Here is an 18,370-nt window from a genome sequence, read left to right on the forward strand (position 1 = left end):
GTCGGGCGGGTCAGCCGGCGAGGGCCGGTGAGGCGGCGGCGGGGTCGTCGCGGAACTCCTGGGCCGCGTCGAGCAGCCAGTCGGCGAGGTGGCCGGCGAACGAGCTGCGGACGTGCACGTCGAGGACCGCTCCCCCGTCGGCGTCGGCGGCGGCGTCGCGGGCCAGCAGGATCACCCCGGCCCCGCCGAGCAGCGTCTGGGCGCTGCGTCCGGCCGGGAACGAACGCGGGTGCAGGTCCAGCGAGCAGCCGAAGGACAGCAGCTCGCGGGCCAGGCGCCCACCGATCCGCAGCACGACCCGCTGGGCGGAGGTGTCGACGGCGGCGCCGCCCGCCTCCCCGGCGACGAGCGCGCGCAGCGCCGCCTCGCCCACCGCGGCGTCGCCGGAGTGGCTGGTGACCAGCCACTCGTCGGGGCCGAGCCAGATCGCCTCGCCGTCACCGGCGGCCACCCAGGTGTTCGCACCGGTCGGCAGCGCGGTCCCGAGCGCGGCGTCGACGCCGGCGCGGGCCGGGCCCGCCGGGTCGAGACGCAGGGTCACCGACTGCGCGACGTCGAGCACCTGCACCGACAGCGCGCCCGCGGTGTCCCGGGACAGCGCGGCGAGCGCCGGGGCGTGCACGTCGAGCGGGTGGGTGGTGGACAGCGCGGGGATCGGCTCAGCCGTCACGGCGGGCTCCTTCCGGGTCGACGAGGACGGGTCCGGTGATCTCGACCGGGACCAGCGCCCCCTGGTGCGGGACGTGCACGACGTCGCCGATGCGGTCGCGGCCGCCCTTGAGCAGGGCCAGGGCGAACGGCCGCTCCAGCTCCGCGGACAGGTAGCTGGAGGTGACGTGGCCGAGCATCGGGACCGGCGGCGGGGGCAGGGTGCCGTCGGGCGAGAACTCGACGATCTGCGCCCCCTCGGGCAGCCGGGTGCCGCGGTCGGTGGGGAGCAGCCCGACCAGGTGCTTGCGCATCGGGTCGGTGTTGGAGGCGCGGGCGAAGGAGCGCTTGCCGACGAAGTCGGCCTTCTTCTTCGAGACCGCCCAGCTCATCCCCAGGTCGTGCGGGGAGACGGTGCCGTCGGTGTCCTGCCCGACGATCGGGTAGCCCTTCTCGGCGCGGAGTACGTGCATCGTCTCGGTGCCGTAGGGGGTGATGCCGTACGGCTCACCGGCGGCGATCAGCCGCTCCCAGACGGCCAGGCCGTACCGGGCGTCGACGTTGACCTCGAAGGCCAGCTCCCCGGAGAAGGAGATCCGGGCCAGCCGGACCGGCACCCCGTCGAGCTCGGTGTCGCGCCAGGTCATGAACTCGAACGCCTCGGCGGAGGCGTCGACGTCGCGGAAGACCGCCGAGATCACCTCACGCGAGCGGGGCCCGACGACCGGGAACACGGCCCAGTGCTCGGTGACCGAGGTCAGGTTCACCTTCAGGTGCCCCACCTCGGTCTGGCGCCAGTCCTCGAGGTGGTCGAGCACCGGGGCCGCGCCGCCGGTGGTCGTGGTGAGCAGGAACCGGTCCTCGGCGATGCGCAGCACGGTGCCGTCGTCGGTGACCATGCCGTCGTTGCCGCACATGACGCCGTAGCGGACACGGCCGACCTTCAGGCTGCTCATCAGGTTCGTGTAGACGAGGTCGAGGAACTCCCCCGCGTCCGGGCCCTGCACGTCGATCTTGCCGAGCGTGGAGCCGTCCATGATCGCGACGTCGCGGCGGGCGGCGGCGCACTCGCGCAGCACGGCGGTGTCCATGTCCTCGCCGGCCTGCGGGAAGTGGCGGGGCCGCTTCCACTGGCCGACGTCCTCGAACACCGCGCCGTGCGCGACGTGCCACGGGTGCACCGCGGTGGTGCGGACCGGGTCGAACAGCTGCCCGCGCTCGCGGCCGGCGAGCGCGGCGAACGAGACCGGGGTGTAGGGCGGGCGGAACGTGGTGGTCCCGAGGTCGCCCGCCGGGCGGCCCAGCAGCTCGGCGGTGATCCCGGAGGCGATGGTGCCGGAGGTCTTGCCCTGGTCGTGGGCGGTGCCGATGGTGGTGTAGCGCTTCACGTGCTCCACCGAGCGGAGCCCGGCGCCGACGGCCCGCTCGATGTCGGCGACGGTCGCGTCCCGCTGGATGTCGACGAACTGGCGCGAGGAGTCCCCCGCGGTGCGCCACAGCACCAGGCCGGGCGTGCGCGCCGGCTCCGGGGCGGAGCTCGGGGCGTCGCCGCCCGCGCCCTCGGACAGGCAGCCCGCCAGGTCGAGTGTGCCGTTCGCGGCGCCGATGACCTCGGTACCCGCGATCGCGGCACCGGGGCAGAACGCGCCCAGGCCGGCGTCGTACACGAGCTGTCCGCGCACGTGGCTGAACAGGTGCGCGGTGGGCGTCCAGCCACCGGAGACCAGCAGCAGGTCGCAGGCCAGCACCTCGGTGCCGTCGCCGGTCGCGACGTGCGCGGCGGACACCCGGCCCGCGGCGTCGCCGTCGGAGCCGACGACGGTGGCGTCCGCCTTCACGGTCACCCCGGCCTCGGTGCAGGCACGGGCCCGCTCGGCGGGCAGCTCGGCGCGGGCGTCGACGAGGGTGACGCGTGCCCCGGCCCCGGCCAGGTCGGCGGCGGCGAGGTAGGCGGCGTCGTCGGTGGTGAACACGACGACCTCGCGGCCGGCGAGCACGCCGTAGCGGTGCAGGTACTCCCGCGCCGCGGAGGCGAGCATGACGCCCGGCCGGTCGTTGTCGGCGAACACCACGGGGCGCTCGATCGCACCGGCCGCGACGACGACCTTCCCGGCGCGGATGCGGTGCACCCGCTGGCGGGACCGGTGCTGCGGGGCGGCGGCGCCGAGGTGGTCGGTGCGCCGCTGCAGGGCGAGGACGAACCCGTCGTCGTAGTGGCCGAAGGCGGTGGTGCGCTGCAGGTGCAGCACCTCGGGGTTCTCCGCGAGCTCGGCGACGACGTCGGCGACCCAGCGGTGCGCGGCGCGCCCGTCGATCCGATCGGTCGGGACGAGCGCGCCACCGGCCTCGGGACGGTCGTCGACGAGCACCACGCGGTCGCCGCGGCGGGCCGCGGTGCGCGCGGCGAGCAGCCCGGCCGGGCCGGCGCCGATCACCAGGGTGTCGCAGTGGGCGTGGCGACGGTCGTACCGCGCGGTGTCGGGGACCGTCGCGAGCCGGCCCTGCCCGTTCAGGCCGCGGGCGACCAGGCCGTCGTGGAGCTCGACGGTGGCGGCCTGCAGCATCGGCTCGGGGAACGGCTCCTCGATCTGCACGAGGCCGACCGGGTCCTCGGTCCAGGCCCCGCCGATCCCGCGCGGGCGGCCGAGCTTGACCGACCCGCCGAGCACGCGCACGCCGTGTGCGAGCAGCGCCGAGGCCAGGGTGTCGCCCGGGTGCCCGGAGTAGTGCTCGCCGTCGAAGACGAAGTTCAGGGTGCGGGTCCGGTCGATGCGACCGTAACCGTCGACGCGGGTCATGCTCGGGCCCCCGGGATCTGCGGCCGGGCCTCGCCCATCGGGTAGACGGCGAGGAACCGGTAGGTGTGGGTGTCACGGACGGCGTTGAACCAGCGGCGGCAGCCGGCGGAGTGGCTCCAGCGCTCGGCGAACGGGCCCTTCGGGTTGTCCCGGAAGAACACGTAGTGCGCCCACTGCTCGTCGTCGAGCTCGGCCGGCGCGGCCGGGTACTCGACGTGGGCCTGGCCGCCGTAGTGGAACTCGACCTCCTCGCGGGGGCCGCACCAGGGGCAGTCGATGAGTTGCACGGTGGTGGCTCCTGAGGTCAGTGGGCGACGCCGGCGGCGCCGTGCTCGTCCACGAGCGCGCCGGTGACGAACCGGTCGAGGGAGAACGGGGCGATGTGCGGGTGCAGCTCGTCGGTGGCGATGGTGTGGGCCAGGCACCAGCCCAGCCCGGGCGTCACCTTGAAGCCGCCGGTCCCCCACCCGGAGTTGACCAGCACGTTGGAGTACGGCGTGCGCCCGACGATCGGCGACGCGTCCGGGGTGACGTCGACGATGCCCGCCCAGCTGCGCAGCAGGTGCGCCCGCGCGAACACCGGGAACAGCTCGACCGCGGCGGCCATCTGGCGCTCGATGATGTGGAAGGCACCGCGCTGGCCGTAGCCGTTGTAGGAGTCGACGCCGGCGCCCAGCACGAGCTCGCCCTTGTGCGCCTGGGAGACGTAGACGTGCACCGCGTTCGACATGACGATCGTCGGGTGCACCGGCTCCAGCAGCTCGGAGACGAGCGCCTGCAGCGGGTGCGACTGCAGCGGGGTGTCCACCCCGAGCCGGTCGAGCAGGGTCGAGGTGTGCCCGGCCGCGCAGAGCGCGACCTGCCCGCAGGCGATGTCGCCCCGGCTGGTGCTGATCCCGGTGACCCGCGCGGTGCCGTCGTCCACCGAGCCCTCGGTGAGGAAGTCCAGCACCTCGCAGTCCTGGATCAGGTCGACCCCGGCGGAGTCGGCGCGGCGGGCGAAGCCCCAGGCCACGTAGTCGTGCTTGGCGATGCCGGCGCGGGGCTGGTAGGTCGCCCCCAGCACCGGGTAGCGGATGTCGTGCGAGACGTTGACGATCGGGCAGATCTTCGCGACGTCGTCGGGGCCGAGGTACTCGGCGTCGATCCCGTTGAGCCGGTTCGCCTCGACCCGGCGGACCGAGTCGCGCACGTCCTGCTCGGTGTGGGCCAGGTTCAGCACGCCGCGCTGGGAGAACAGGATCGGGTAGCCCAGGTCCTCCTCCAGCCCCTCCCAGAGCGTGAGCGCGTGCTCGTAGATGAAGGCCGACTCGTCCCACAGGTAGTTGGAGCGGATCAGCGTGGTGTTGCGGGCCATGTTGCCGCCGGCGAGCCACCCCTTCTCCAGCACCGCCACGTTGGTGATCCCGTGGTTCTTCACCAGGTAGTGCGCGGTGGCCAGACCGTGCCCGCCGCCGCCGACGATGACCACGTCGTAGGAGCGCTTCGGCTCGGGGTTGCGCCACAGGGCGTCGGGGTGCTCGGGCAGGTGCGCGCTGGGAGGCGTGTTCTGGGTGCTCATGCCGTCAGCTCCGGGTAGAGGGGGTGGCGGTCGGCGAGGACGGTGACGCGGGCGGCCAGCTCGTCGAGCTCGGCGTCGCCCGCGGCGGGGCGCAGGGCGCGGGCGATGATGTCGGCGACCTCGGTGAAGTCCTCGGCACCGAAGCCGCGGGCCGCCAGGGCGGGGGTCCCGATCCGGACCCCGGAGCTCACCATCGGCGGACGCGGGTCGAACGGGACGGCGTTGCGGTTGACGGTGATGCCGACCCGGTGCAGCCGGTCCTCGGCCTGCTTGCCGTCGAGCTCGGAGTCGCGCAGGTCGACCAGGACCAGGTGGACGTCGGTGCCGCCGGAGACCACGCCGACGCCGGGCTCGGTCACCAGCCGCTCGGCGACGATCCGGGCGCCCTCCAGCGTGCGCTGCTGCCGCTCGGCGAACGCGGGCTCGCCGGCGAGCTTGAACGCGACGGCCTTGGCCGCGATCACGTGCTCGAGCGGGCCGCCCTGCTGGCCGGGGAAGACCTGCGAGTTGAGCTTCTTGGCGTGCTCGGCGCGGGCCAGGATGATGCCGCCGCGCGGGCCGCCGAGCGTCTTGTGGGTGGTGCTGGTGACGATGTCGGCGTACGGCACCGGCGACGGGTGCAGCCCGGTCGCGACGAGCCCCGCGAAGTGCGCCATGTCGACCATCAGGTAGGCGCCGACCGCGTCGGCGATCCGCCGGAACTCCGCGAAGTCGAGCTGCCGCGGGTAGGCCGACCAGCCGGCGATGATCAGCTTGGGCCGGCGCTCCCGGGCCAGGCGCTCCACCTCGGCCATGTCGACGCGGTGGTCCTCGGCGGAGACGTGGTAGGCGGCGACGTCGTAGAGGCGGCCGGAGAAGTTGAGCCGCATCCCGTGGGTGAGGTGCCCGCCGTGGGCCAGGTCCAGGCCCAGGATGGTGTCGCCGGGGTTCAGCAGCGCGGCCATCGCGGCGGCGTTGGCCTGCGCGCCGGAGTGCGGCTGGACGTTGGCGTAGTCGGCGCCGAACAGCGCCTTCACGCGGTCGATGGCGAGCTGCTCGATGACGTCGACGTGCTCGCAGCCGCCGTAGTAGCGGCGGCCGGGGTAGCCCTCGGCGTACTTGTTGGTGAGGACCGAGCCCTGTGCCTGCATGACGGCCAGCGGGGCGAAGTTCTCGCTGGCGATCATCTCCAGGGTGCCGCGCTGGCGACCCAGCTCGGCGGCGACGGCCGCGTGCACCTCCGGGTCGGTCTCGGCGAGCGTCCCGTCGAGGACCCGCGTCGCACCGTTCGACGGACCCCGATCCACGGCGAACGTCGTCATGGGCACCTCCAGATATCTTCTCCAGCGGACTGATATATCAACTGCCTGCGCTCAGCGTCGCACGGCACTCCCGGCAGGTCAAGAGGCTGATCGAGGTGCGTGCGAGCGGGTCCGGACACGCCTGCGGCGCAGGTCCTCGCGAGGACCTGCGCCGCAGGTGACGTACCGGGTCAGGCGAGCCGTTTCGCCAGCTCCCGCCGCATCCGCCCGAAGGGCCGGGGACGGTCGACGCCGAGCACGCCGACGGCCTCCCCCGCGGCGTCGAGGAACACGGCGAGGAACCCGCCGTCGGCCTCGGGGTCCCCGTCGTCGATCCGGACCGAGCCGTCCGCGGCCCGGTGCCCGGCGAACTGGATGTTGTGCCCGTACTGGTCGGACCAGAAGTAGGGCACCGCGTGGTGGGCCGGCAGCGAGTGCTCGGTCCCGAGCAGCGCCGCGGCCGCGACCGCCGGTTGCTGCAGCGCGTTGGTCCAGTGCTCCAGGCGCAGCCGGGAGCCGGTGTAGTCGCGGTGGGTGCTGGCACAGTCCCCCACCGCCACGATCCCGGGCAGGCCGGTGCGGCCCGCGGCGTCGGTGACGACACCGTCGTCGAGCTCCAGGCCGGAGCCGTCGAGCCACTCGACGTTCGGGATCGCGCCGATCCCCACCACGACCACGTCGGCGGGCAGCTCGCGGCCGTCGGTGAGCTCGACCCCGGTGACCCGGGGCGAGCCGACGAGCCGGGCCACGCCGGTGCCGAGGTGCAGCGGCACCCCGGCGGCGGCGTGCAGGCGGCCGCAGGCGGTGCCCATCTCGGGCCCGAGGGCCCGCTGCAGCGGCACCGGGGCCGCCTCGACGATCGTGACGTCCAGCCCGAGGCCGTGGGCGGTCGAGGCGACCTCGGCCCCGACGAACCCGGCACCGATCACCACCAGCCGCCGGCCCGGGGCGAGGTCGGCGCGCAGGGCGCGGGCGTCGTCCAGGGTGCGCAGGGTGTGCACCCCGCCGGGCAGCTCACCCGGGAGGTTCCGGGCGCGGGCACCCGTGGCGAGGACGACGGCGTCGGCCGAGAGGGTCGAGCCGTCGTCGAGGGTGACGGTCCGGGTCGGACCGTCGAGGGCGAATGCGGTGCGGCCGAGGCGCCAGACCACGTCGAGGGCGGCGTCGTCGTCCTCGGTCAGGGCGATGGCGTCCTCGTCGGAGGTCCCGGCGAGGAACTCCTTGGACAGCGGAGGGCGGTCGTAGGGGGCGTGCTTCTCGTCGCCGACGACCGTGATCGTCCCGGTGAAGCCCTGCGCGCGCAGGGCGCGCGCGGTCGCGAGGCCGGCGAGCGAGGCGCCGACGACCGTGACGTCGCGCATCAGGTGCCGGCCTCGACGCCGGGACGGGCGCCGGTCGCGGCACCGGAGGCGGGCACCGACTCGACGACGTGGACCACACCGTCGGCGACCACCACCTGGTGCGTGCGGACGGGGGTCTTCGCCGGCGGGCCGCTCGGCATCCCGGTCCGCAGGTCGAAGCAGGCCGCGTGCAGCGGGCACTCCACCGCACAGTCCTCGAGCCATCCGTCGGACAGCGAGGCGTCCTGGTGGGTGCACGTGTCGTCGATGGCGTACAGATCGCCGTCGACGTTGAAGACGGCGATGGGCACCGTCCCCTGGACACGAACGGACTCCCCGACGGGGATGTCGGACAGCTCGCCCACGAAGATCATGCTTCCTCCACTGTTGCCTATCGCGAAACCCGCCATGCCATGCGCAACCGTATGGTGAGGCCGCAGGTCGCAGCCGTCAACGAGCGATTTCTCGACCGGCCCGGAGCGGGCATCGGCGTCACGACGTGGAAATGTGAGCGGCTGTCCCCAGTGACCGAAAGGCCCCGAGAACCGGCACCGGCACACTCCGGGCCGCCCGTCGACGAAAGATATATCACTCGTGGACACGTGACACCATGGCCGCGAGAATGATGGTGTGGCGATACTGCAACGCCACGTCGGCACGGCTGCCGCGGCGCGGCCGATCGATCCGAGGAGACCTCCCATGACCGACGGACCGCGCAGGCCCCGACGCCGCGGCCCGGTCGCGGTCGAGGAGGAGCGCACGGTCCGGCGGGCGGCCGCGGCGGCCTCGGTCGGCAACGTCGCCGAGTGGTACGACTTCGGCCTCTTCTCCTTCCTCTCCGCGGTGGTGCTGAACCGGGTCTTCTTCCCGGAGGCCGGCGAGTGGTCGCTGGTGCTGACCCTCGCCACGTTCGCGGCCGCGTTCGTCGTCCGGCCGCTCGGCGGGTTCGTGTTCGGGCCGCTCGGGGACCGCATCGGCCGCACCCGGGTGCTCGCCTTCACCGTCCTGCTGATGACCGTCGCGACGCTCGCGCTGGGCTTCGTGCCCTCCTACGAGACGGCCGGGATCGCCGCACCGCTGCTGGTCCTGCTGATCCGGATGCTGCAGGGCTTCTCCGCGGGCGGGGAGTACACCGGCGCACTGACCCTGGTCGCGGAGTACGCGCCCGACCGCCGTCGCGGGTTCTTCGGCAGCTGGCTGGAGTTCGGCACGATCACCGGCTACACCCTCGGCGCCGGTGTCTGCGGCGCGCTCGTCGCGGTGCTGCCCGAGGAGGACCTGCTCGCCTGGGGCTGGCGGATCCCGTTCCTGCTCGCCCTCCCCCTGGGGATAGCCGGCATCTACCTGCGGATGCGCCTGGAGGACACCCCGGCGTTCCGGCAGCTGATGGAGCGCTCCCCCGCACTCGCGACGATGCCCTACCGGCGGGCGATGCAGATCCTGGTCCGCCGCTACCGGGCACCGGCCCTGGTGACCGCGGCGCTGGTGATCGCCTGGAACGTCACCAACTACGTACTGACCAACTACATGCCCACCTACCTGACCGGGACGCTCCCCCGGCACGGCCAGCACGGCGCCTCGGGGGCCGCCACCGGCGCCATGCTCGTCGCGGTCATGCTGGGCATGCTCTGCGTGATCACCGCGGTGGGCAGGCTCAGCGACCGGGTCGGCCGCAAGCCGGTCCTGATGGTCACGAGCCTGACCCTGGTGGGGGTCGGGCTGCCCGCGGTCTGGCTGATGCGCGACGGCATGATCGGCCAGTTCGTGGGCCTGCTGCTGATGGCCACGGTGCTGGTCGGCTTCGCCGCGGTGCTGCCGTCGACACTCCCCGCGCAGTTCCCGACGATGGTCCGCTACGGCGGCCTGGGCGTGGTGTTCAACCTGTCGGTGTCGCTGTTCGCGGGCACCGCGCCGACGCTGATCGAGACCGCCGTGACCGCCACCGGCAACCTCGACTGGCCCGGGTACGTCCTCGTCGCCGCCGGCCTCGTCGGCGTGGTCGGCGTGGTGTTCCTGCCCGAGACCGCGGGCCGCCCGCTGGCCGGGGCCGCCCCGCTGACCTCCAGCGCGGACCTGCCCGCGCCGCCGATGTCGCCCGAGGGCGTGCCGCTCGAGCAGCCCTACGACCACACGCACTGACCCGCCGCGGATCGACCGCCGCACCCCTCTTGGCATGATTGATATATCAGTCTAACATCGTCGACATGACCAGAGCCCGGCGTGGATCGGAGCGACCGTGAGCATCTCCGTGTTCGACATGTTCAAGGTCGGGATCGGACCCTCGAGCTCGCACACCGTGGGCCCGATGCGGGCCGCGGCCCGGTTCGTCGCGCGGCTCGCCGCGTCGGGCGAGCTGCCCCGCACCGCGTCCGTGCGGGTCGAGCTGTTCGGCTCCCTCGGCGCGACGGGGCACGGCCACGGCAGCGTGAAGGCCGTCGTGCTCGGGCTCGCCGGGCACGAGCCGCACCTCGTCGACCCGGTCGCGGCCGACCCGATGGTCGCCGACGTCCGCGCGGAGGGGCGGATCCGCCTCGGCGGGATCCACGAGATCACCTTCGCCCCCGACGACGACGTGGTCCTGCACCGCACCCGCCGGCTCGACTTCCACTCCAACGGCATGCTGCTGCAGGCCTTCGACGCCGACGGCGCCGTCCTGGACAAGCGCGAGTACTACTCGGTGGGCGGCGGCTTCGTGCTCGACTCCGACGAGGCGGGCCGCCCCGTCCTGGTGGAGGACGCGACCCCGGTCGCCTACCCCTTCACCACCGGCGACGAGCTGCTCGGGCTCACCCGCGCCCACGGGCTGTCGATCTCCGACATCATGCTGGCCAACGAGCTGTCCCGGCGCACCGAGGACGTGGTGCGCAGCGAGCTGCTGCACATCTGGTCGGTGATGCGGGAGTGCGTCGAGCGCGGCGCCCGCACCGGCGGCACGCTGCCCGGCGGACTGAAGGTCCGGCGCCGGGCGATGGCGCTGCGCGAGCGGCTGGAGGCCGCGACCGGCGAGCCGGACGCGCTGCACGCGATGGAGTGGGTGACGCTCTACGCCCTCGCCGTCAACGAGGAGAACGCGGCGGGCGGACGCGTCGTCACCGCCCCCACCAACGGCGCCGCCGGGATCGTCCCGGCCGTGCTGCACTACGCCGAGCGCTTCCTGCCCGGCTTCGACGACGACTCCGTCGTCCGGTTCCTGCTCACCGCGGGCGCGGTCGGGCTGCTGTTCAAGGAAAACGCCTCGATCTCCGGCGCCGAGGTCGGCTGCCAGGGCGAGGTCGGGTCGGCCTGCGCGATGGCGGCCGCCGGGCTCGCCGAGATCATGGGCGCCACCCCGGAGCAGGTCGAGAACGCCGCCGAGATCGGCATCGAGCACAATCTCGGGCTGACCTGCGACCCGGTCGGCGGGCTCGTGCAGATCCCGTGCATCGAGCGCAACGCGGTCGCCTCGATCAAGGCCATCACCGCGGCGCGGATGTCGGCGCACGGCGACGGGGTGCACCACGTCTCGCTGGACAAGGCCATCAAGACGATGCGGGAGACGGGCGCGGACATGAAGGACAAGTACAAGGAGACCGCCCGCGGTGGTCTCGCGCTGAACATCGTCGAGTGCTGAGCCGTGTTCTCCGGACAGGACGAGCTGGAGCGGTTCCTGCTGTCGCGCCCGGCCACCGGGCGCCGCAACGGCGCCGCGCCCGACGCGCCCCGTGAGCGCACCCGCGAGGTGCTGGCCGGGCTGGGTGACCCGCAGGAGGCCGTGCGGACCGTGCACGTCGCGGGGACGGCGGGCAAGGGGTCGGTGTGCGCGTTCGTCGCGTCGCTGCTGACCCGGCACGGGTTCCGGGTCGGCGTGCAGGCCTCGCCGCACGTCTACGGCATCCGCGAGCGGTTCCGCATCGGTGACCTCCCGGTCCGCGCGGACGTGCTCGACGACCGGCTCGCCGCCGTCGCGCGTTCGGTGGCCGCGGTCGAGGCGCGCCGGGGCGAGCGCTGCTCGTTCTTCGAGGTCGTGACCGCACTCGGGTTCGCCGCCGTCGCCGGACGGGCCGACTACGCCGTCGTCGAGACCGGTATCGGGGGCAGGCTGGACCCGACGAACGTCGTCGCCCGCCCGGACAAGCTGGCCGTGCTGACCGCGATCGGCCTGGACCACGTCGCCATGCTCGGCAGCACGCTCGGCGAGATCGCGACGCAGAAGGCCGGGATCCTGCCGGTCGGCGGCCGCGCGGTGCTGGCCCGTGGCGGCCCCGAGAGCGACGCCGCGGTGGCCCGGGAGGCGGTGCGCCGCGACACCCTGGTCGACGTCGTGGACGTCGCCGCCGCGGCCGCGCTGGCCCGGACCGGTCCGGCGGGCACCACGGTGGACCTGGCCGGGTGGTCGGACGTGCCGCTGGGACTGCACGGCAGGCACCAGGCCGGGAACGCGGTGCTGGCGCTGCATGCGGTGTCGGTGCTCGCACGGCGCGACGGCTGGCGGCTCGACCCGCTCGCCGTCCGTCAGGGGCTGGCCCTGACCTCGCTGCCGGGGCGGTTCGAGCGGCGGACCGTCGCGGGCACCCCGGTGGTCCTCGACGGCGCGCACGACGCACTGAAGCTGTCCGCGCTGGCCACCACGGTGGCCGAGACCCACCCGGGACGCCCGGTGACCTGGGTGCTGGCGCTGGCCCGGGACAAGGACCTGGGCGAGGCCGTCCGGGCGGTCGCCGGGGCCGGGGCGCGGGTCGTCGCGACCGGGCTGCCGGGCGGGGAGCACGCGTCGCGGCACTGGAGCCCGTCCGAGATCGCCGCGGCCGCGGGGGCGGCCGGGGTGCCGGCCGTCGCCGTCGCGGACCCGGCCGACGCCGTCGACCACGCCCTGACGACCGGCGGGGGCGACCCCGTCGTGGTGACCGGGTCGTTCCGGCTGCCCGGCGCGGTCGCGTCGCGGCTGGACCGCCCGGCCGTTCCCGAGGGACAGCCCGCATGACGATCACCGAGGACGTGTTCGTGGACTTCGACAGCCCGCGGTCGCTGGCCGACCGGGCCTACGTGGCCATCCGGGACCAGCTGATCATGCTGGAGATCCCGCCGCTGGCCCCGATCGACGACGAGGCGCTGTCGACCCGGCTCGGCCTGGGCCGCACCCCGGTGCGCGAGGCGCTCAAGCGGCTGGAGACCGAGCGCCTGGTCGTGTCCTACCCGCGGCGGGGGACGTTCGCGACCGCCGTCGACATCTCCGACCTGCGCGACGTGTGCGAGGTCCGGACCGTGCTGGAACCGACCGCCGCACGGCGGGCCGCCGTCGTCGCCCCGCGGTGGCGGCGTGACGAGCTGCGTGAGCTGGCCGTGCGGGTGGGGTCGCTGGAGGCGCCGCGGATGGGCCGGATCGAGCTCATGCGGTGGGACGTGACGGTGCACCGGTCGGTGTACCGGGCCGCCGGGAACCCGTACCTGGAGGACACGCTCACCCGCTACTACCACCTGGCCACACGGATCCACTGCCTGTTCCTGGACCGCATGGACCAGGTCGGCCACCACGTGCACGAGCACGTGGCGCTGCTGACCGCGATCGCCGACGGCGACGCCGACCACGCCGAGGCCGTCAGCCGCAACCACGTCGTCGGCTTCGAGACCGCTGTCCGCGCGGTCCTCTGAACCCGCTCCCCCTACGGAAGGAACCACTGTGCCGCAGCGTGTCCAGGGCGTCGTCGCCCTCGAGAAGGGCAAGCCCGTCTCCGTCGAGACGATCGTCGTCCCCGATCCCGGTCCCGGTGAGGCCGTGGTGAAGATCCAGGCCTGCGGGGTCTGCCACACCGACCTGCACTACAAGCTCGGCGGCATCAACGACGAGTTCCCGTTCCTGCTCGGCCACGAGGCCGCCGGGATCGTGGAGTCCGTCGGCGAGGGCGTCACCGACGTCGCCCCCGGCGACTACGTCGTCCTCAACTGGCGCGCCGTCTGCGGCACCTGCCGCGCCTGCCGCAAGGGCAAGCCGAACCTGTGCTTCGACACCCACAACGCGACCCAGAAGATGACCCTCACCGACGGCACGGAGCTGTCCCCGGCCCTGGGGATCGGTGCGTTCGTGGAGAAGACCCTCGTCGCGGCGGGGCAGTGCACGAAGGTCAGCCCGGAGGCGGATCCCACCGCTGCGGGTCTGCTGGGCTGCGGCGTCATGGCCGGGCTGGGCGCCGCGGTCAACACCGGCCAGATCGGCCGCGGCGACTCCATCGCCGTCATCGGCTGCGGCGGCGTCGGCGACGCCGCCATCGCCGGCGCCACCCTCGCCGGGGCGACGACGATCATCGCCGTCGACACCGACCCCCGGAAGCTGGAGTGGGCCCGCGAGTTCGGCGCCACCCACACCGTCAACGCCAAGGAGACCGACCCGGTCGAGTACATCCGGTCCGTCACCGACGGCAACGGCGCCGACGTCGTCATCGAGGCCGTCGGACGCCCCGAGACCTACAAGCAGGCCTTCTACGCCCGCGACCTCGCCGGCACCGTCGTCCTCGTCGGCGTCCCCACCCCCGACCTGCAGGCCCCCGAGATCCCGCTCATCGACTACTTCGGCCGCGGCGGCGCCCTGAAGTCGAGCTGGTACGGCGACTGCCTGCCCTCGCGGGACTTCCCCACCTACATCGACCTCTACCTGCAGGGCCGGTTCCCGCTGGACAAGTTCGTCTCGGAGACCATCGGCCTGCACGACATCGAGGGTGCGTTCGACAAGATGCACGCCGGCGAGGTCCTGCGTTCGGTCGTGGTCCTCTGATGACGGGCCCCATCGACCACGTCGTGACCTCGGGGACGTTCAACCTCGACGGCGGCTCCTTCGACGTCGACAACAACGTCTGGATCGTCGGCGACGACCGCGAGGTCATCGTCATCGACGCCGCCCACGACGCCGACGCCATCGCCGCCGCCGTCGGCGACCGCACCGTCACAGCCGTCGTGTGCACCCACGCCCACGACGACCACGTCAACCAGGCACCTGCCCTCGCCGACCGCTTCGGCGCACCGATCCTGCTCAACCCCGCCGAGCAGGTCCTCTGGGACATGACCTGGCCCGACCGCAAGCCCGACCAGGAACTCGCCGACGGCCAGGTCCTCACCGCGGGCGGGATCGACCTGCGGGTGCTGCAGACCCCCGGCCACTCCCCCGGCTCGTCCTGCCTCTACGCCCCCCGAGCTCGGCATCGTGTTCACCGGCGACACCCTGTTCCAGGGCGGACCCGGCGCCACCGGACGCTCCTACTCCAGCTTCGACACCATCATCGAGTCCATCCGCACCACTCTGCTGACCCTGCCCGCCGACACCCGGGTCCGCACCGGACACGGCGACTCCACCCGCATCGGCGACGAGGCACCCCACCTGGAGGAATGGATCCGCAACGGATCCTGACCCCCGCACACGACGCGCACACGACGCGGCCCGGCCCCTCACCCCGAGAGGCCGGGCCGCGGCCGTTCCCCCACCGAGGTGCACCTCAGCGGGCCGGGGAGTCTGCGACGGGGCACCGGGATGCGGCCCGGCGGGCTCGGAGATCCGCAGCCCCCGCCGGGCCGCATCCCGGAGCGTCGTGGAGGTCTCAGTCCCGGAAGCGGAACGGGGCGAGCTTCTCCGCGAGGAGGACCGGGTCGCCGTCCTCACCCGGGGCGTGGTGGAAACCCTCGGCCTCGGCCAGGCCGATGAGCTCGCGGTCGTGGAACAGCCCGCAGACGTAGCGGACGGTGTCCTCGCCGATCTCGGTGACCGCGACGCGCATCTGGTAGATGCCCGGGTAGTGCACCTCGGAGAGGTACTGGACCGACAGCGTCGACGGGGAGAGCCCGTCGAGCGGGCCGCCCGCGGGGTAGCCCAGCACGTCGGAGTGCAGCTCGGCGAGGCCGTCGAGGTACCAGGAGGCCAGCGCGACGTTGTTCACGTGCCGGTTGGTGTCCAGGTCGGTGAAGCGGGTGCGGACGTCCCAGCGGAACGGGTAGTTCTCGCGGACGGCGCGGGCGTCGCCGCGCTCGGGACGGACCGGGGCGGGGGCCTCGATGCGCAGGGTGGTCAGCGCGCCGCGGACCTCGTCGGTCAGCGGGGTCGGGGCGTCGCCGTCGGTGTGCACCGAGGTCGACTCGCCGGTGGCGACGCACTCGTCGCCGGCGAAGACCGCGTACCGGTAGGAGAACGACGTGGTGCCGATGTGGCTGACGCCGACGCCGATCCGGTAGGAGCCGGCGACGCGCAGCGGGGCCAGCACGTCGACCCGGATGGCGGCGAGCAGCAGCCGCACGCGGGACTGCAGGCGGGCGACCAGGTCGGCGCCGAAGGTGTCGCGCTCAACGGCGACGCGGGCGTCCTCGAACCAGCGCACCAGGGCGTCGCGGCCGATCCGGCGGCTCGGGTCGAGGTCGGCGTAGCGGGCCTCGTGCTCGATCAGCACCGGGAACATCCCCGGCTCGGGCACGGTCGGCGTCGTGATGGTTGCTGTCACCCCCCCATCGTGACGCTGTGTCGCCGCTCACCGGCAACCGGCCGTCCGATATCACACCCGGTGAGCGGCCCGGGTACGCCGGGTGCGCGGTCCCGGGTGCCGGGCGGCACGGTCACGGCGGGACCTGTCGGGGGCGCTCGGTAACCTGCCGGACGTGCCTCCCCCCTCGACGGCCCCCGTGCGGACCCAGGACCTGCCCGGTGTGCACGAGCTGCTCGAGGTGGCCGTCACCTCGGTCGGCGGCTCACGCCGCGAGGGCCAGGACCGGATGGCCGACGCGGTGCGCCGCTCGCTGTCGTCCGGCGAGCACCTGGCCGTGCAGGCGGGCACCGGCACCGGGAAGTCGCTGGCCTACCTCGTGCCCGCGATCCGGCACGCGATCGCACGCGACACCACGGTCGTCGTCTCGACGGCGACGATCGCGCTCCAGCGCCAGCTCGTGGACCGGGACCTGCCGCGCGTCGCGAAGAGCCTGAGGAAGGTGCTGGGCCGCGAGCCCACCTTCGCCATCCTCAAGGGGCGGCGGAACTACCTGTGCATGAACAAGCTCCACGGCGACATGGACGACGACCCGGGCGACGAGCAACTGTTCGACGCGTTCGCCATCTCGGCGCTCGGGCGGCAGGTGAAGCGGCTGCACGAGTGGTCGTCGGACACCGAGACCGGGGACCGCGACGAGCTGGTCCCCGGCGTCCCGGACTCCGCGTGGCGGCAGGTGTCGGTGACGGCGCGGGAGTGCCTCGGCGCGAGCCGGTGCCCGGTCGGCGAGGCCTGCTTCGCCGAGAAGGCGAAGGCCGAGGCGGGGCGGGCCGACATCGTCGTCACCAACCACGCCCTGCTCGCGATCGACGCGATGGGTGAGGCGCAGGTGCTCCCCGAGCACGACGTGGTGATCGTCGACGAGGCGCACGAGCTCGTCGACCGGGTCACCGGCGCGGCCACCGCCGAGCTGACCGCGGGCACCGTCGCGACCGCGGCCCGGCGCTGCGGCAAGCTCGTCGACCAGGACACCGCGGACCGGCTCGCGGAGGCCGGTGAGGGCCTCGCCGCGGTGCTGGAGGACATGCCCCCCGGGCGCTGGGAGTCGCTGACCACCGCCGCCGCGGGCGCACTGAACGCGATCCTCTCGGCCGGGGCGGGCTGCCGGCAGTCGATGGGCGCGAACAAGCGCAGCGACGACGCCGACCCCGAGGGCGCCGCCGCGCGCAAGCTCGCCCAGGCCGTGCTCGACGAGGTCGTCGACACCGCCGCGCGGCTGCTGGAGACGTTCTCCGAGACCGACGCGGCCACGCGCCGCGACGTCGTCTGGCTGGGTGAGCAGGGGCCCGACGGCTCCCGCCACAAGGTGCTGCGGGTCGCGCCGCTGTCGGTGGGCGGGCTGCTGCGCGAGCGGCTCTTCAACACCCGCACCACCGTGCTGACGTCGGCGACCCTGGCCCTGGGCGGGTCGTTCGACGCGCTGGCCCGGCAGTGGGGCCTGCCCGCGTCGCAGCCCAGGGAGGCCGGGTCCACCCCGCCGTCGCGCGTCGAGGAGGGGCACGGCCCGGTCCAGGACCCGGAGGCGCCGCGCTGGCAGGGCCTCGACGTCGGGTCCCCGTTCGCGCACGCCAAGTCCGGGATCCTCTACCTCGCCCGGCGGCTGCCCAGCCCCGGCCGCGACGGCCTCGCGCCGGAGACCCTCGACGAGATCGAGGGACTCGTCCGCGCCGCCGGGGGCCGCACGCTGGGTCTGTTCTCCTCGACCCGCGCGGCGAAGCAGGCCACCGAGGCGCTGCGCGGCAAGCTCGACACCCCCCTGCTGTGCCAGGGCGACGACTCCACGATGCTGCTGGTGAAGCGGTTCGCCGAGGACCCGGAGACCTCGCTGTTCGGCACGCTGTCGCTGTGGCAGGGCGTCGACGTGCCCGGCCCGTCGCTGTCCTGCGTGATCATCGACCGGATCCCGTTCCCGCGCCCGGACGACCCGCTGATCGCGGCCCGGCAGAAGGCCACCGACGCGCGCGGCGGGAACGGCTTCCTGTCGGTGTCGGCGACGCACGCGGCGCTCCTGCTCGCCCAGGGCGCCGGACGGCTGCTGCGCGCCACCGACGACCGCGGCGTCGTCGCGATCCTGGACCCGCGCATCGCGACCGCGCGCTACGGCGGCTTCCTGCGGGCGAGCCTGCCCCCGTTCTGGGAGACCACCGACCGGGAGAAGGTGCACGGCGCGCTGCGCCGGCTGCGGGAGTCCTCGTGACCGGCTCCATACGGCGGACGGGGCCCGACCCGAGATAGGTTGTGTGCAACCAAT

14 protein-coding genes and 1 pseudogene are annotated in these 18,370 nt (G+C 73.8%); 7 read left to right on the forward strand and 8 right to left on the reverse strand.

All coding sequences use genetic code 11. The features are described 5' to 3' along the window. Positions 1-10: 10 nt before the first annotated feature. The 7 genes from ND486_RS18715 to ND486_RS18745 form a co-directional block, all read right to left on the reverse strand. Entirely contained in the window at positions 11-670 is a 660-nt protein-coding gene (locus ND486_RS18715; protein ID WP_251785520.1) for a sarcosine oxidase subunit gamma, read from the reverse strand. Continuing rightward, positions 660-3,446 (reverse strand): 2Fe-2S iron-sulfur cluster-binding protein, encoded by a 2,787-nt coding sequence (locus ND486_RS18720; protein ID WP_251785521.1) that lies wholly within the window; start codon positions 3,444-3,446, stop codon positions 660-662. Before ND486_RS18720 ends, ND486_RS18715 begins: the two co-directional genes overlap by 11 nt. Next, positions 3,443-3,733, reverse strand: a complete 291-nt coding sequence (locus ND486_RS18725) for a sarcosine oxidase subunit delta (protein WP_251785522.1) — start codon at positions 3,731-3,733, stop codon at positions 3,443-3,445. Before ND486_RS18725 ends, ND486_RS18720 begins: the two co-directional genes overlap by 4 nt. A 17-nt stretch (positions 3,734-3,750) precedes the next feature. After that, entirely contained in the window at positions 3,751-5,007 is a 1,257-nt protein-coding gene (locus ND486_RS18730) for a sarcosine oxidase subunit beta family protein (RefSeq protein ID WP_251785523.1), read from the reverse strand. Then, positions 5,004-6,308 (reverse strand): serine hydroxymethyltransferase, encoded by a 1,305-nt coding sequence (gene glyA, locus ND486_RS18735; protein ID WP_251785524.1) that lies wholly within the window; start codon positions 6,306-6,308, stop codon positions 5,004-5,006. The genes ND486_RS18730 and glyA overlap by 4 nt, the downstream gene beginning before the upstream one ends. Positions 6,309-6,478: 170 nt before the next feature. Next, on the reverse strand, positions 6,479-7,648 hold the full coding sequence (locus tag ND486_RS18740; protein ID WP_251785525.1) for an NAD(P)/FAD-dependent oxidoreductase: 1,170 nt from the start codon (positions 7,646-7,648) through the stop codon (positions 6,479-6,481). Continuing rightward, entirely contained in the window at positions 7,648-8,001 is a 354-nt protein-coding gene (locus ND486_RS18745; protein ID WP_251785526.1) for a bifunctional 3-phenylpropionate/cinnamic acid dioxygenase ferredoxin subunit, read from the reverse strand. The genes ND486_RS18740 and ND486_RS18745 overlap by 1 nt, the downstream gene beginning before the upstream one ends. 325 nt (positions 8,002-8,326) lie before the next feature. On the opposite strand from ND486_RS18745, the gene ND486_RS18750 reads away from it, so the two are divergent. The 6 genes and pseudogenes from ND486_RS18750 to ND486_RS18775 all read left to right on the forward strand — a co-directional run bounded on the left by ND486_RS18750 (position 8,327) and on the right by ND486_RS18775 (position 15,002). Then, complete coding sequence (locus ND486_RS18750; RefSeq protein WP_251785527.1) at positions 8,327-9,766, forward strand: MFS transporter; 1,440 nt, start codon at positions 8,327-8,329, stop codon at positions 9,764-9,766. A gap of 97 nt (positions 9,767-9,863) precedes the next feature. Further along, the gene (locus tag ND486_RS18755; RefSeq protein WP_308215860.1) at positions 9,864-11,237 is read left to right on the forward strand and encodes an L-serine ammonia-lyase; all 1,374 of its coding nucleotides are present in this window, start codon (positions 9,864-9,866) and stop codon (positions 11,235-11,237) included. A 3-nt stretch (positions 11,238-11,240) separates the two neighbouring features. Next, positions 11,241-12,587 carry a glutamate ligase domain-containing protein gene (locus tag ND486_RS18760; RefSeq protein ID WP_251785528.1) on the forward strand — a complete coding sequence of 449 codons (1,347 nt, stop codon included), beginning with the start codon at positions 11,241-11,243 and terminating at the stop codon, positions 12,585-12,587. Then, positions 12,584-13,255: a GntR family transcriptional regulator gene (locus tag ND486_RS18765; RefSeq protein WP_251785529.1), complete on the forward strand. Its 672-nt coding sequence runs from the start codon at positions 12,584-12,586 to the stop codon at positions 13,253-13,255. The genes ND486_RS18760 and ND486_RS18765 overlap by 4 nt, the downstream gene beginning before the upstream one ends. A gap of 28 nt (positions 13,256-13,283) precedes the next feature. Continuing rightward, positions 13,284-14,372, forward strand: a complete 1,089-nt coding sequence (locus ND486_RS18770; protein ID WP_251785530.1) for an S-(hydroxymethyl)mycothiol dehydrogenase — start codon at positions 13,284-13,286, stop codon at positions 14,370-14,372. Beyond that, positions 14,372-15,002 (forward strand): annotated as a pseudogene (locus ND486_RS18775) (MBL fold metallo-hydrolase). The gene ND486_RS18770 and the pseudogene ND486_RS18775 overlap by 1 nt, the downstream one beginning before the upstream one ends. Positions 15,003-15,189: 187 nt before the next feature. On the opposite strand, the gene ND486_RS29250 reads toward ND486_RS18775, so the two are convergent. Continuing rightward, entirely contained in the window at positions 15,190-16,080 is an 891-nt protein-coding gene (locus tag ND486_RS29250; protein ID WP_308215861.1) for a thioesterase family protein, read from the reverse strand. Positions 16,081-16,225: 145 nt separating this feature from the next. Here ND486_RS29250 and ND486_RS18785 point away from each other — a divergent pair, with 145 nt between their 5' ends. Beyond that, entirely contained in the window at positions 16,226-18,316 is a 2,091-nt protein-coding gene (locus ND486_RS18785; protein WP_374231493.1) for an ATP-dependent DNA helicase, read from the forward strand. The last annotated feature ends 54 nt before the right edge of the window (positions 18,317-18,370 follow it).

It is taken from the genome of Pseudonocardia sp. DR1-2, assembly GCF_023717215.1.
GTDB lineage: Bacteria > Actinomycetota > Actinomycetes > Mycobacteriales > Pseudonocardiaceae > Pseudonocardia > Pseudonocardia alni.

Excerpts from the sequence above, each read along its gene's own strand:
- ND486_RS18750 (WP_251785527.1), top strand. The coding sequence starts at position 8,327 with ATGACCGACGGACCGCGCAGGCCCCGACGCCGCGGCCCGGTCGCGGTC.
- glyA (WP_251785524.1), bottom strand. The coding sequence starts at position 6,308 with ATGACGACGTTCGCCGTGGATCGGGGTCCGTCGAACGGTGCGACGCGG.
- ND486_RS18765 (WP_251785529.1), top strand. The coding sequence starts at position 12,584 with ATGACGATCACCGAGGACGTGTTCGTGGACTTCGACAGCCCGCGGTCG.
- ND486_RS18730 (WP_251785523.1), bottom strand. The coding sequence starts at position 5,007 with ATGAGCACCCAGAACACGCCTCCCAGCGCGCACCTGCCCGAGCACCCC.
- ND486_RS18745 (WP_251785526.1), bottom strand. The coding sequence starts at position 8,001 with ATGATCTTCGTGGGCGAGCTGTCCGACATCCCCGTCGGGGAGTCCGTT.
- ND486_RS18720 (WP_251785521.1), bottom strand. The coding sequence starts at position 3,446 with ATGACCCGCGTCGACGGTTACGGTCGCATCGACCGGACCCGCACCCTG.
- ND486_RS18740 (WP_251785525.1), bottom strand. The coding sequence starts at position 7,648 with ATGCGCGACGTCACGGTCGTCGGCGCCTCGCTCGCCGGCCTCGCGACC.